The sequence below is a fragment of the Microbacterium sp. genome (assembly GCF_047606685.1).
GTDB lineage: Bacteria > Actinomycetota > Actinomycetes > Actinomycetales > Microbacteriaceae > Microbacterium.
On sequence record NZ_JASGEC010000060.1, the window covers coordinates 52,879 to 65,919 of the forward strand.

Consider the following 13,041-nt stretch of genomic DNA (forward strand, 5'->3'; position numbering starts at 1 on the left):
CGTGGCCATCCGGACAATCCGCGGGACGACCCAGACCAACACCGCCGTGAGGAGCAGAATCAGGAGAATCGAAAGCAGGATGGACCGCCGTACGATGCGTGGCCCGCGGAACTGCCGCGGGCCCACGCTGATATCAGGTTCGATCGTGCACCTCTCAGCGCTGCGCGTTGACCGTGACACATCGCCTGTGCGATGCGACCATGGGCACTCCAGGGTCCATCGATCCTAAACGAGCGGCTCCTGCGACCGCTGAGTAGGCAAAGGAGGACACTGGCCACCAGGACCGCTGCGCGCCGGCTCCACCTAGCCTCGGGCCGCACCACCTCGATCAAGCCGCGGCGGCGGCGGCGCTTCTGAACGATCACCGGCTCGAACGTGCCGGCACGGTCCCTGAGCACGTCGATCCGCACCGGGCCGGCCTTGGTCGACACCGTCTTCGACCGCGTCCTGTTCCGCGCGTTCCCCGCCTTTCGTGGCGGTGCCCTTGTCGCGCATGTCATAGCCGAGGTGGCCGGTCAGCTCGTCCTCCAGGGTGTACTCCACGACCAGCTTGGTCAGCTGCGCCAGCAGGCCACCCTCCCCGTCGAGCGCGACCCCGCGGGGCGCAACAGGTGCTTGGCGAGGTGGTCCGCGCTGTGTCCATGTGGGTGGAGGCGCCGAAAGCAAACCGCGTCGTTCCGCGGAAGATCGCGCTGTTCGAGCCCACATCACGCGAGGTCTGGACGCTCCCCAGTCGACGATGTGAGCGTCAGGACAGGATCCCCCGCTGCGTGAGCAGCCCCGTTACGGCGTCGACGCACTCTTCGACGCTCAGCTGCGACGTGTCGAGCACGAGGTCGGCGTCGGTTGGCTCCTCGTACGGCGAGTCGATGCCCGTGAAGTCGGAGATCAGGCCCGCGCGCGCCTTCGCGTAGAGACCCTTGCGATCACGCGACTCGGCGACCGCGAGCGGGGTCGACACATAGACGACGACGAACGGCGAGTCGGGCTCGACCTTGCCCCGCATCGCATCGCGCGACGACGCGAACGGCGCGATCGGCGCGCACACCGCGAGCCCGCCTGCCTCCGCGACCCGGGCGCCCACCCACGCGATGCGACGCAGATTCGTGTCGCGGTCGTCGCGGCTGAAGCCGAGCTCGGCAGCCAGCTCGTGCCGCACGTGGTCGCCGTCGAGCAGCACCGCCTTGTGCCCCCCGGTCGACGACACGCGCTCGACGAGCGCGCGGGCGACGGTCGACTTGCCCGCCCCCGACAGCCCGGTGAACAGCACGACCGCGCCGCCGGTTGCTGCGGAGACCGGATGCCGCAGGTCGACGACCTCGGCGGCTCCCCGGCCCTCGGCCACGACGCGGGCGACATCGGCGTCTGCGCCGAGGTCGACGGCGGGCAGATACCACGCGCGCGCGTCGGGCAGCAGCGCCGCCGCGTCACGCAGGTCGGCGACGAGCGCCGCCGAGCCCGCGTCGCCGGCGACGCCGACCGCGACGAGGTCGAGGCCGCGATGCCCCGCGGCTTGCGCCGCGCGCAGCACGTCGGCGGCGGCCACTGCCCCGCCGAACAAAGCGACCACGCGGTCGTCGAAGCGCGTTGCCGACGTGATGCGCAGGTCGCGGGCGATGCCGTGCGCCGGAGGTCGCAGCTCGGCGACCGGGCCGCTCAGCCACGCCGACCCGCTCGCCGACGCGACGGCGTCGATGCGCAGCTCGGCCAGCGGCGTGTTCTCGGGGTCGCACAAGTGCACGAGCTGGCCGCGACCGAGGCCCGCCGCCACGCTCGGGGCCACCTCGAGGAGCGCCGCCACCGGCCACGCGTCGGGCTTGGAATCGGGCAGGCAGTAGCCGTTGACAGGAGCCAGCGCCCCGCCCAGGATCAGCTCGAGCGCCTCGAGCCGGTCGCCGGCGAGCACGAGCACGGCGTCGGCGGGCATCATCCGTTCACCTCGCCGGGATCGCCGCGTTTCGTCTCGCTTCGCTCGCTCAACGACCGGGACGGCTCAGTCCCACTCAACGACCGCGAGGGCTCAGCCTTCGCAAGACTCTCCTCCCGCAGCCGTTTTGCTTCACGCCAGCGTCGATTCTCCACGCTCGCGAGCGGGTGGAAGCCGTGGTGGCGGCGGATGAGCGCCCACACGACGGGCCCGAGCACGAGGGCGGAGACCAGGATGACACCCGTCGCCTCGTTGCTGACCTCGAGCAGCTTCAGGCCCGACGCGAGCAGCACGAAAGCGAGCGCGCGGCGGATGAAGCCGCCGGGCAGCCGCGACGACAGCTGCGCGCCGATGTAGGCGCCGGGCACACTGCCGATGATGAGCGGGATCGAGATCGCAAGATCGAGATCGCCGAACAACGCGTGCGCGATCGCCGCTGAGACGACAAGCGGCACAGCCTGCACGAGATCGGTGCCCACGAGCTGGCTGGCCTTCAGACCCGCGTACATCATCATGAGGCCGATGATGATGAGCGACCCCGACCCGACCGACGTCATGCCGACGATAAGGCCGCCGATCGCGCCGAGCGCGATCGTGGGAATCACCTTCACCTCGATGTCGGGCCGGTCCTGCGGCAGCGGCTCGCCCTTGCCGTCGCGGCTGCGCGCCCGCTCGACGAGCCGCATGTACGCGCGCACCATGAGCATCGTCGCGGTGAACAGGATCGCAATGCCGAGGGCGAGCTTGACGGCATGCTGCACGTTCGCGTCGTCACCGAGCCCCTTGAGGATGAAGACGCCGGCGAACGCGGTGGGCACCGAGCCGATGCAGAGGTAGAGCACGAGCTTGAGGTTCACCGTGCCGCGCCGCAGGTGCACGAACGAGCCGACAGGCTTCATCACCGCGCTCGCAACTAGATCGCTCGAGACCGCCGCGAGCGGCGAGACGCCGAAGAAGAGCACGAGCATCGGCGTCATGAGCGCCCCGCCGCCCATTCCCGTCAGCCCGACCACGATGCCGACGAACAACGCGCCGAGAACCATCCCCCAGTCCATGGTTCGCCATTGTTCCACACGAAGTCCCCCGACCTGGTATGGAAGCTGAAGGATGGAGGCGCAGCGGCGCGGGATGTTGCTAGGGTGGTACGCGGGGGAACGCGTGCACTGGGGGCGCGCGCTCAAACGGCGATTGCGCCGGGAATTCGCCGCGCGGTGCGCGGCGCCTCTATTCAGCATCGGGGGATGGGGAATGACACGTGACCAATGACGCGAAGGCGGCCGCCGCGCTCGCCCGCGAAGCGGGCCAGCTACTGCTCGACGTGCAGCGCAACGCGAGCGCGGACGAGCTCGGCACGAAAGATCTGAAAGACAGAGGGGATGCCGCGAGCCAGCGGTACCTCGCGCAGGCGCTGGCGGAGCGGCAGCCGGGCGACGCCGTGCTGTCGGAGGAGGCGGCCGACGACCTCGCCCGCCTCGATGCCAAGCGCGTCTGGATCATCGACCCGCTCGACGGCACCCGCGAGTTCTCTGAGGGCCGCCACGACTGGGCGGTGCACGTCGCGCTGTGGTCGGAGGGCGAGCTGAGCGCCGGCGCGGTGGCGCTGCCCGGCGTCGACACCGTGCTCTCCAGCGCCGACGCGCCCCGTCAGTGGCAGCGACCCGACCGCATCCGCCTCGCCGTCTCGCGCAGCCGCGCGACCGCCCTCGTGCAGGCCCTCGCCGACGAGCTCGGCGCCGAGCTCGTGCCGATGGGGTCGGCCGGCTACAAGGCCGCGGCCGTCGTGCGCGGCGAGGTCGACGCCTACGTGCACACCGGCGGCCAGTACGAGTGGGACTCGGCAGCCCCGGTCGCCGTCGCCCGCGCCGCCGGCCTGTTCACGTCGCGGGTGGACGGCTCGCCGCTGGTGTACAACAACGAGAACCCGTACCTGCCCGACTTGGTAGTCTGCAATCCGCTGATCGCCGACGATGTGTTGCGACGCCTGAGCGCGCTCCTGGAGGGGGAGTCCCGATGACCGAAGTGACCGAGGCAGACCGCTACGGGCTCACCCAGCTCGACTACCTCGAGGCCGAGGCGATCTTCATCATCCGCGAGATCGTCGCCGAGAACGAGAGCCCCGGCATGCTCTTCTCGGGCGGCAAAGACTCGATCGTGATGCTGCACCTCGCCGCAAAGGCGTTCGCGCCGGCATCCATTCCCTTCCCGGTCGTCCACGTCGACACCGGCCACAACTTCGACGAGGTGATCGAGTACCGCGACCGCCGCGTCGCCGAGCTCGGCGTGCGCCTCATCGTCGGCTCGGTGCCCGACGCGATCGCCGCGGGCCTGGTGCGCGAGGAGCCGAACGGCTCGCGCAACCGCATCCAGACCCCCGTGCTGCTGAAGACGGCCGAGGACCACGGCCTGACCGCGCTCATGGGCGGCGCGCGGCGCGACGAGGAGAAGGCCCGCGCGAAAGAGCGCGTCTTCTCGTTCCGCGACGACTTCGGCCAGTGGGATCCGAAGAACCAGCGCCCCGAGCTGTGGTCGCTGTACAACGGCCGCATCCACCCGGGCGAGAGCATCCGCTGCTTCCCGCTGTCGAACTGGACCGAGCTCGACATCTGGGAGTACATCGCCCGCGAAGGCATCGAGGTGCCCTCGATCTACTACGCGCACGAGCGCGAGGTGTTCCTGCGAGGCGGCATGTACATGGCCGTGAACCAGCACTGCCAGCCCAAAGAAGGCGAAGAGGTCTTCACCGAGACCGTGCGCTATCGCACGGTCGGCGACGCCACGCTGACTGCCGCCGTGCTATCGCAAGCGCGCACCGCGGAGGACGTGGTGGCCGAAGTGGCCGCGACGCGCATCACCGAGCGCGGCGCGACGCGCGGCGACGACAAGGTCAGCGAAGCGGCGATGGAAGACCGCAAGAAAGAGGGCTACTTCTGATGGACATCCTCCGCTTTGCCACCGCGGGCTCGGTCGACGACGGCAAGAGCACCCTCATCGGGCGCCTGCTGTACGACTCGAAGTCGATCTTCACCGACCAGCTCGACGCCGTCGAGCGCACGAGCGAGCAGCGCGGCGACCAGTACACCGACCTGGCGCTTTTGACCGACGGCCTGCGCGCCGAGCGCGAGCAGGGCATCACGATCGACGTGGCGTACCGCTACTTCTCCACGCCGCTGCGCAAGTTCATCATCGCCGACACCCCCGGGCACATCCAGTACACGCGCAACATGGTCACCGGCGCCTCGACCGCCGACCTCGCCATCATCTTGATCGACGCGCGCAAGGGCCTGCTCGAGCAGAGCCGCCGGCACGCGACGATCGTGTCGCTGCTGCGCGTGCCGCACGTCGTGCTCGCGATCAACAAAATGGACCTCGTCGACTGGTCGCAAGACGTCTACAACGAGATCAGCGGGGCGTTCCGCGACTTCGCGGCGCGGCTCGACTTCGCCGACGTCACCGCCATCCCGGTTTCCGCCCTCACCGGCGACAACGTGGTGACCCGCTCGCAGAACATGCCGTGGTACGAGGGCCCGTCGCTGCTGCACCACCTCGAGCACGTCTACATCGCGAGCGACCGCAACCTGGTCGACGTGCGGTTCCCGGTGCAGTATGTGATCCGGCCGCAGAACGGCCGCGGCGACTTCCGCGGCTTCGCCGGCCAGCTGGTCAGCGGCGTCATCCGCCCCGGCGACGAGATCGTCGCACTGCCCAGCGGCCTGCCGTCGCGCGTGCGCGCGGTGAGCACCGCCGACGGCGAGCTCGAAGAGGCCTACCCGCCCATGTCGATCACGGTGCAGCTCGAGGACGAGGTCGACATCTCGCGCGGCGACATGATCAGCCGCCCGCACAACCAGCCGCTGGCGACGCAGGATGTCGACGCGATGGTCTGCTGGATGGACACGGCCCCGATGAACGTGGGAGCCAAGTACGCGATCAAGCACACGACGCGCTCGGCGCGGGCGATGGTGAAAGACATCCAGTACGAGCTCGACATCAACACGCTGCACCGTGAACAGTCGCCCAGCAGCCTCGGGCTCAACGGCATCGGCCGCGTGACGCTGCGCACGACGCAGCCGCTGCTGGTCGACCCCTACCGCCGCAACCGGCAGACCGGGTCGTTCATCCTGATCGACGAGGCAACCAACCGCACGGTCGGCGCGGGGTTCATCACCGAGAACTGACGCGGGGCACCGAGCATGTCGCAGAAGGTGCGGGTGCCCACGCGGTGTCGTCGCATCTTCCCTGACACGCGCAGTGGGGATGTCAGAGAAGAAGCGACCTCGGACGGCATCCACTCGCACTTTCCCTGACACCCTCCGCCGGGGTACGAGCGCGCTCCAACAGGATGCGGGCGCGCAGCGCGGACCAGAACGGGGCCGCTACAGCTCGCCGGGCGACATTGCCTGCTCGTCGATCTTCTCCACGAGTTGGCGGGCGGGCGACGCCGTCTCGCCCTTTCGCGGCGCGTAGACCACGAGCGAATGGAACACGAACCGCACGACGAAGGCGACCACAAGCGTGACCGCGGTGGCGACGACAGCGGTGATGTGTCCCGACTCGACCATCAGCGCCACGATGGGTATGCGGACGACAAGCTCGGCGTTGTTGAACGAGACCGACTTCGCAAAGCGCCACCACACGCTCGACGCGGCGGCGCGCATCTCGCCGAAGACGAAGCGCTCGATCAGCAGGAAATTGCCGATGATCGTGACCTCGGCCGCGATGATCGCCGCCGCGACGTAGTTCACGCCGAGCCTGGTCAGCGCCCACACGATGAGCACGTTCGCGAGCGCGCCGAGCCCGCCGATCACCGCGAAGATCGACATCTTGCCGAACCGCAGCTCGGTCAGCTGAGTGAGGAAGTGGATGCCTTGGCGAACCGTCGCCTTGGACTGGCCGCCGTGGCGGTCGTCGAACGCGAACGGCACCTCGGCCGCGCGCAGCGACCGGCGCGCGAGGATCTCGAGCAGGATCTTGTAGCCGTGCGGGCGCAGCGCGTGCAGGTCGAGGGCCCTGCGGTCGACCAGGAAGAAGCCGGTCATGGGGTCGGAGACATCCCGCAATCGAATCGGGAACATCGCTTTCGTGAGCACCGTCGACAGCTTCGACACCAACACGCGCCGCCGGTCGGCCAGCCCGCGGTGCGAGCCGCCGGCCTGATAGCGGGATGCCACGACGATGTCGACGCCGCCCTGCTCGAACCGCTCGAGCAGCTCGGGGATCGTCTCGGGCGGATGCTGCAGGTCGCCGTCCATCACAATGCACGTGTCGGCCGCGGCGGCGGCGAAGCCCTCCAGCACCGCCCCGCCAAGGCCCCCGTGGGGCCGGTCACGGTGGACCAGGCGGACCGGGATGCCCGCCGACACGGCAGCGGCGCGGATGAGCTGCGGCGTCTCGTCCGTGCTGTCGTCGACGAACAGCAGCTCGGCGTCAATCCCCCGCGTCGCGGCGACGACGCGCTCAACGAGCTCCGCGATGTTGGGAGCCTCGTTGAACGTCGGGACGATCACCGTGAGCTGCATAGGCATCAATGGTGCCAGGCAAGCTTTTGAGCCGGCTGCGCGTTCAGCGCCGCTCGTAGACGCCCTCGCCCCGCAGCAGCGAGGTCACCTCGACCGGCAAGTCGCCCGAGACCACGTCGTCGATGGTCGTCGATTCGAGCACGACGCGCATGCTCGCGCGCACCGCGACCCACACGTCGCGCAGCGGCTCGGCCACCCCGGCGTAGCGCATCGCCTCGGGCGCGACTCCGCGCACGGCGGCCAGCGGGCCGTCGACGGCTCGCACGGCGTCGGCGATCGTGATGCCGTCGGCGTCGCGAGCGAGCAGGTAGCCGCCGGTCGAGCCGCGCAGCGCGAGAACGAGCCCCGCCTTCTTCAGGTCGGCGAGGATCGCCTCAAGGAACTTCGGCGGAATGCCCTGCGCGTCGGCGAGCTCGTTGCGCGTCGCGCTCTCGCCATCGCGGGCGGCGAGCTCGGCGAGCGCGCGCACCGCGTAGTCCGCGCGTGCCGTGATCTGCACGCGGACATCACCCCCTCCCCGGCCGATACTCCGACAATCCTACTGAGGAGGGGGTGATGTGGGGGGATGCTACAGACGCACCGTGCCGAGGCCGCGGCGCCGGCGGATGCCGTTGGCCAGCCACGAAAAGACGCCGTCGACGACCATGCCGATGATGAGGATCACGATCATGACCGCGAGCAGCGTCGGCGCGTCGGCGAAGTTGCGCGCGTTCGACAGCAGCACGCCGAGCGCAAGCACCTGCGAAATCGTCACGAGCAGCTCACCGGCCAGCAGCGAGCGCCACGCGAACGCCCACCCCTGCTTGAGGCCGGCGACATAGGTCGGCAGCGCCGCGGGCAGGATGACGTAGCGCAGCATGCGGATTCCGCGCGCGCCGAGCGTGTGGCCCGCGCGCAGCAACTGCGGCGGCACGTCGTCGATTCCCGAGATGAGGCCGTTCGCGATCGACGGCGCCGCGCCCAGCACGATCACGAACATGATGGCCTGCTCGGTCAGCCCGAAGAACAGGATCGCCAGCGGGAACCACGCGATCGACGGCATCGTCTGCAGCCCCGACAACAGCGACCCGACGGCGGCGCGAAGGATGCGCGAGCGCGCCACCGCGGCGCCGAGCACCGTGCCGATCACAAGCGCGATGACGAAGCCGAGCACCGCGCGGCCCATCGTCGTCGCCGCCCCGGCCCAGAACGCGGGCTCGCCGAGCAACTCGCCCAGCCGGCCGAACACCGTGAACGGATCGGGCAGCACGTACGCAGGCTTCACTCCGGAGAGGTACAGCAACTCCCACGCGATCACGACGATCGCCACGGCCAGCAGGGGCGGCCACAGCTTCGTCCATGCGCTCTTGGCCAGGGCACCGGGGCGCGCGGGCTCCGCAGACAGCAGCGGCGGTGCGGCATCCATCTTCTGCCTCGTCTCGTTCTTCTGCTCGAGCACGGGCTCTACCACCGCGGTCATGCTGCCACACTCCTGCGCTCGAGCTCGCTCTGTTCGTCGAGCTGGTCGTGCAGCATTCGCGCGCGCAGCGCGATATCGGGGTCGTCCATCTTGCGCGGGCGCGGCAGGTCGACGACCAGATCGCTGGCGACCCGGCCGGGGCCTGGCTGCATGAGCACGACCCGATCGCCCAGACGCACGGCCTCGCGCACGTTGTGCGTGACGAACAGCACCGTGAGCGCGCGCTCGGTCGAGATGCGCTCGATCTCGTCGTGCATCGCGTCGCGAGTGATGGCGTCGAGGGCCGCGAACGGCTCGTCCATCAGCAGCACCTGGCACTCCTGCGCGAGCGTGCGGGCGAGGGCGACGCGCTGCCGCATCCCTCCCGACAGCTCGTGCGGGCGCCGGTGCTGCACGCCGGGAAGGCGCACCACGTCGAGCAACTCGGCGACGCGATCTGACCACGCGGCCTTCGGCACGCCCGACAGCCGCAGCGCGAGCTCGATGTTGCCCTGCACGGTCAGCCATGGGAACAGGCCGGAGTCTTGGAACATCATGCCGACGCGGCGTCCGCCGACGTCGATGCGGCCAGCGGTCGGCGTCTCCAGGCCCGCCGCGAGCGAGAGCAGCGTGCTCTTGCCACAGCCGGAGCGGCCGAGGAAGCAGACGAACTCGCCCTCGTTCACGACGAGGTTGACGTCGGACAGCGCCAGCACGGGCGAGCGGCCGTAACGCATCGAGAGGTGGTCGACGCGGACCGCGGGAGTCGTCGTGGCAGTCATCACTCCCCCTCCACCGGGTCGTCGCCACGCTCGGCGAGCAGCGCGTTGAGCGGGTCGAGCGCGTAGAGGCCGGTCAGGTCGGTCTCCTCCAGCAGGTCGACGGCGACAGCGTGGTCGGCCTGCGCGACGAGCGTCGCGGCGAGCGGGTCGGCGGTGAACACGACGTTCTCCCACGCCTTGGCGAGCTCGTCGGCCTTCGGCTCGGAGCCGGTGAGGCTGCCGATCTGGGTGGCGACGGTCTCCTGCGCGGCGGCCGGGTCGGCCTCCATCTCATCGAGCGTCGTGAGCAGCCCCGACAGGAAGTCGCTGACAGCCTGCGGGTGCTCGGTGAGGAACGTGGTGCTGACGATGACGTTGGTCGTGACGAACTGGCCGCCCTCCCACAGGTCGGGCTCGTTGACGAGCACGTGCGCCCCGGCCTCCTCGACCATGCGCGTCGCCCACGGCTCGGGCACCCACGCGCCGTCGATCTCGCCGGTCTGCAGCGCAGTGAGCGCGACCGCGTTGTCTTGCGGCTGCACGCTGACGTCGCCGCCGCCGGCCTGGTCGGTCGTGTAGCCCTGCTCCTTGAGCCAGTAGCGCAGCGCGACATCCTGCGTGTTTCCGAGGCTCGGGCTCGCGATGGTCGTGCCCTTCAGGTCCTCGGGCGAGTCGATGCCGTCGCGCACGACGAGCGCGGCGCCGTTCGCCGCCGCGCCGGCGATGACGTGCAGAGCCTCGCCGTTGCTCTTCTGCCAGCCCGTGACAGTCGGGCTCGGGCCGATGAAGCCGATGTCGATGCCGCCGGCGAAGAGCGCCTCGATCTCCTCCGTGCCGGAGTTGAACGTCGCGGTCTTGATCTCGACGTCGTCGCCGAGCGCCTCTTGGTATGTGCCGTCGGCGAGGCCGACGATCGCCGGCGCGTGCGTCAGGTTCGGGAAGTACCCGATCGTGACGGCGTCGGGCGCATCCTCGGCGGTGGCGCTGCTGGACGGCGTGGAGCCGCCCGAGCAGGCGGACAGTGTGAGTGCCCCCGCCGCGACAGTGGCGACGGCAAGCATGCGAATAGTGCGCATTTCGGTTCCCCCAGGTTCTCCGGCGTGAGCCGGATCGAAAAGACGTAACACACATTATTACCACATGTTTGGTAGGAAATATAGTTAATTGGACGCGGAGCGGCGCGGCACCCTGCACAGGCCGTCACGCCGGCCGTGTTATCCCCATTCCCCGTTCCGTGGCCCAACCGTGCCGCCGGCGGTGGCAGAGTCGAGCCATCCGGCGGACAATGGGAGGGTGTTCGACCTCATGAATCCAGACAACTGGGTCTACATCGCGGCTCTCACCACCGTGATGCTGGGCGGCACGACGATCATCGTCACGCTCACGAATCGGTCGCTGACGGCGGCGATCCAGGGGGTGACCGGGCGTATCGACGGGATGGAAGGGTCGCTCAACGCCCGCATCGACGCCCTGGACAGCTCGGTCAACGCCCGCATCGACGCCCTCGACAGCTCGGTCAACGCCCGCATCGACGCCCTCGACAGCTCGGTCAATGCCCGCATCGACGCCCTGGACGGCAGGCTCAGCGGGCGCATCGGGGCGCTGGAAGGCGAGATGCGCGGGCTGCGCGGCGAGATGAACGCGCGCTTCGAGGCCGTGGATGCGCGCTTCGAGGCCGTCGACGCGCGCTTCACCGCGCTGGAGCACCGCATCGACCACCTCGATCGCGACGTGAACGCGCTTGTCAACCGGGCTTTGGACTGAGACCCGGTGCGCGCGCTGAGGGACTTCGCGGCGGAGGCGGAGGCCCTCGACGCGGCCGACCCGTTGCGCGAGTGCCGCGCGGGGTTCGTCGGGTCCGAGGCATCCCTCGTCTACTTCGACGGGAACTCGCTCGGCCGGCCGCCCGCGGCGGTGCTCGATCGGCTGGGCGCGTTCGTGCGCGGGCCGTGGGCCGACCGGCTGATCCGCTCGTGGGACGAGGAATGGATGGCGTTGCCGTTCGAGCTCGGCGACCGTATCGGCGCCGCCGCCCTAGGCGCGGCCGCCGGGCAGACGGTGGTAGGCGACTCGACGACCGTGCTGCTGTACAAGCTGGTGCGGGCGGCGTTTGACGCGGCCGTGACATCCGATCCGCGGCGCCTCGAGATCGTGGCCGATCGCGACAACTTCCCCACCGACCGGTATGTCGTGGAGGGCGTCGCCGCCGAACGCGGCGGGCGCGTGCGGTGGGCGGATGCGAATGCGTCCGCGGGTGTGGACGAAGCCGCGCTGCGCTCGACGGTCGGCCCCGAGACCGCGCTTATCGTGCTCAGCCATGTCTCATACCGCTCCGCGTATATGTCCGACGCGGCGGCGCTGACCCGGGTGGCCCACGACGCCGGGGCCATGATCCTGTGGGATCTGTGCCATTCTGTGGGCGCCGTTCCCGTCGCGTTGGACCGCTGGGGCGTCGACCTCGCCGTCGGCTGCACGTACAAGTACCTCAACGGCGGGCCAGGATCGCCCGCGTTCGCGTACGTGGCGGCCCGGCATCAGGAGCGGCTCACGCAGCCGATCCAGGGCTGGATGGGCAACGCCGATGTATTCGCGATGGGCCCCGACTACCGCCCGGCCCCCGGCATGCGGCGCTTCTTGTCGGGCACGCCCCCGGTGCTCGGCATGCTGGCGATGCAAGCCACGCTCGACATGATCGAGGCGGTGGGGATTGACGCCATCCGCTCCAAGTCTGTGGCGCTGACCGAGTTCGCCGTGCGAATCTCCGACGCGCTGCTCTCCCCGCACGGGGTGTCGCTCGCGTCGCCGCGCGACCCTGCATGGCGCGGCGGGCACGTGACGCTGTCGCACCCGGCAATGCGCGCCGTGACCGCACGACTGTGGGAGCGGGATGTCATCCCCGACTACCGCGACCCCGACGGGCTGCGCATCGGGCTGTCGCCGCTGTCGACGAGCTTCGCGGAGCTCGAGCGCGGCATGCGCGCCGTCGAGGCCACGCTCGCCGCCGAGCTTGCCCGCTGACGAGGCGCCTTAGACCCTCTGACAGACTCAGCGACCGAGTGCGCCCAGCTCAGGGGGCCGAGTGCGCCCAGCTCACCAGTCCCAAAGTGCGGGTGCGCGCCGCGCGCGACCCACAATTAGTGACTGGCAAGCAGAGGGGCCGGCGTCGGGCGCGCGAAGGTGGCGGGTCGTGCCGCATCAGGCGAAGGGATGCGGCGCAGCGCGCCACCTTCGTTGCGAGGCCGGCGCGCGAAGGTGGCGCGGCGGGCTGGGGCTGCTGTTGTGGCGAGGGTCGTTGCGTTTCGACTCGGGCGCGCTGCGCGCGGCCTCGCTCAACGACCGGGCCCTTCGACAAGCTCAGGGGCCGGGCAAGCTCAGGGGCCGGGCAAGCTCAGGGGCCGG

General features: G+C 69.9%; 12 protein-coding genes and 1 pseudogene. 5 read left to right on the forward strand and 8 right to left on the reverse strand.

Annotation, left to right across the window (positions count from 1 at the left end; all coding sequences use genetic code 11):
- Positions 1-338: 338 nt before the first annotated feature.
- From QM611_RS06860 to QM611_RS06870, 3 genes and pseudogenes are all read right to left on the reverse strand, one after another.
- A pseudogene (locus QM611_RS06860) lies at positions 339-666 on the reverse strand (transposase); the annotation flags it as partial.
- 82 nt (positions 667-748) lie between these two features.
- The gene (gene cysC, locus QM611_RS06865) at positions 749-1,927 is read right to left on the reverse strand and encodes an adenylyl-sulfate kinase (protein ID WP_415079164.1); all 1,179 of its coding nucleotides are present in this window, start codon (positions 1,925-1,927) and stop codon (positions 749-751) included.
- Positions 1,927-2,982, reverse strand: a complete 1,056-nt coding sequence (locus tag QM611_RS06870; protein ID WP_415079165.1) for a sulfite exporter TauE/SafE family protein — start codon at positions 2,980-2,982, stop codon at positions 1,927-1,929. Before QM611_RS06870 ends, cysC begins: the two co-directional genes overlap by 1 nt.
- A 200-nt stretch (positions 2,983-3,182) precedes the next feature.
- Here QM611_RS06870 and QM611_RS06875 point away from each other — a divergent pair, with 200 nt between their 5' ends.
- Genes QM611_RS06875 through cysN form a run of 3 tightly spaced genes read left to right on the forward strand, consistent with a single transcriptional unit; the run spans position 3,183 to position 6,102 of the window.
- On the forward strand, positions 3,183-3,941 hold the full coding sequence (locus QM611_RS06875) for a 3'(2'),5'-bisphosphate nucleotidase CysQ (RefSeq protein WP_415079166.1): 759 nt from the start codon (positions 3,183-3,185) through the stop codon (positions 3,939-3,941).
- Positions 3,938-4,858: a sulfate adenylyltransferase subunit CysD gene (cysD, locus tag QM611_RS06880; protein WP_415079167.1), complete on the forward strand. Its 921-nt coding sequence runs from the start codon at positions 3,938-3,940 to the stop codon at positions 4,856-4,858. Before QM611_RS06875 ends, cysD begins: the two co-directional genes overlap by 4 nt.
- Complete coding sequence (gene cysN, locus QM611_RS06885) at positions 4,858-6,102, forward strand: sulfate adenylyltransferase subunit CysN (protein WP_415079168.1); 1,245 nt, start codon at positions 4,858-4,860, stop codon at positions 6,100-6,102. Before cysD ends, cysN begins: the two co-directional genes overlap by 1 nt.
- Positions 6,103-6,300: 198 nt before the next feature.
- Here cysN and QM611_RS06890 read toward each other — a convergent pair whose 3' ends face one another.
- The 5 genes from QM611_RS06890 to QM611_RS06910 form a co-directional block, all read right to left on the reverse strand.
- A complete protein-coding gene (locus QM611_RS06890) occupies positions 6,301-7,443 on the reverse strand; it encodes a glycosyltransferase (protein WP_415079190.1) in 1,143 nt (380 codons plus the stop codon).
- A 43-nt stretch (positions 7,444-7,486) separates the two neighbouring features.
- Entirely contained in the window at positions 7,487-7,942 is a 456-nt protein-coding gene (locus QM611_RS06895) for an RrF2 family transcriptional regulator (protein WP_415079169.1), read from the reverse strand.
- Between the two features lie 69 nt (positions 7,943-8,011).
- Complete coding sequence (locus tag QM611_RS06900) at positions 8,012-8,902, reverse strand: ABC transporter permease (RefSeq protein ID WP_415079170.1); 891 nt, start codon at positions 8,900-8,902, stop codon at positions 8,012-8,014.
- Positions 8,899-9,663: an ABC transporter ATP-binding protein gene (locus QM611_RS06905; RefSeq protein WP_415079171.1), complete on the reverse strand. Its 765-nt coding sequence runs from the start codon at positions 9,661-9,663 to the stop codon at positions 8,899-8,901. Before QM611_RS06905 ends, QM611_RS06900 begins: the two co-directional genes overlap by 4 nt.
- Positions 9,663-10,718, reverse strand: coding sequence for an ABC transporter substrate-binding protein (locus QM611_RS06910; RefSeq protein WP_415079172.1), 1,056 nt, complete (start codon positions 10,716-10,718; stop codon positions 9,663-9,665). The genes QM611_RS06905 and QM611_RS06910 overlap by 1 nt, the downstream gene beginning before the upstream one ends.
- Positions 10,719-10,935: 217 nt before the next feature.
- Here QM611_RS06910 and QM611_RS06915 point away from each other — a divergent pair, with 217 nt between their 5' ends.
- A complete protein-coding gene (locus QM611_RS06915; protein ID WP_415079173.1) occupies positions 10,936-11,406 on the forward strand; it encodes a hypothetical protein in 471 nt (156 codons plus the stop codon).
- Positions 11,407-11,412: 6 nt separating this feature from the next.
- Entirely contained in the window at positions 11,413-12,660 is a 1,248-nt protein-coding gene (locus QM611_RS06920; protein ID WP_415079174.1) for a kynureninase, read from the forward strand.
- Positions 12,661-13,041: the final 381 nt, after the last annotated feature.

Bases quoted from the DNA above. Each gene is read 5' to 3' on its own strand.
- cysC (WP_415079164.1), bottom strand. From the start codon at position 1,927: ATGCCCGCCGACGCCGTGCTCGTGCTCGCCGGCGACCGGCTCGAGGCG.
- QM611_RS06870 (WP_415079165.1), bottom strand. From the start codon at position 2,982: ATGGACTGGGGGATGGTTCTCGGCGCGTTGTTCGTCGGCATCGTGGTC.
- cysD (WP_415079167.1), top strand. From the start codon at position 3,938: ATGACCGAAGTGACCGAGGCAGACCGCTACGGGCTCACCCAGCTCGAC.
- cysN (WP_415079168.1), top strand. From the start codon at position 4,858: ATGGACATCCTCCGCTTTGCCACCGCGGGCTCGGTCGACGACGGCAAG.
- QM611_RS06890 (WP_415079190.1), bottom strand. From the start codon at position 7,443: ATGCAGCTCACGGTGATCGTCCCGACGTTCAACGAGGCTCCCAACATC.
- QM611_RS06900 (WP_415079170.1), bottom strand. From the start codon at position 8,902: ATGACCGCGGTGGTAGAGCCCGTGCTCGAGCAGAAGAACGAGACGAGG.
- QM611_RS06905 (WP_415079171.1), bottom strand. From the start codon at position 9,663: ATGACTGCCACGACGACTCCCGCGGTCCGCGTCGACCACCTCTCGATG.
- QM611_RS06910 (WP_415079172.1), bottom strand. From the start codon at position 10,718: ATGCGCACTATTCGCATGCTTGCCGTCGCCACTGTCGCGGCGGGGGCA.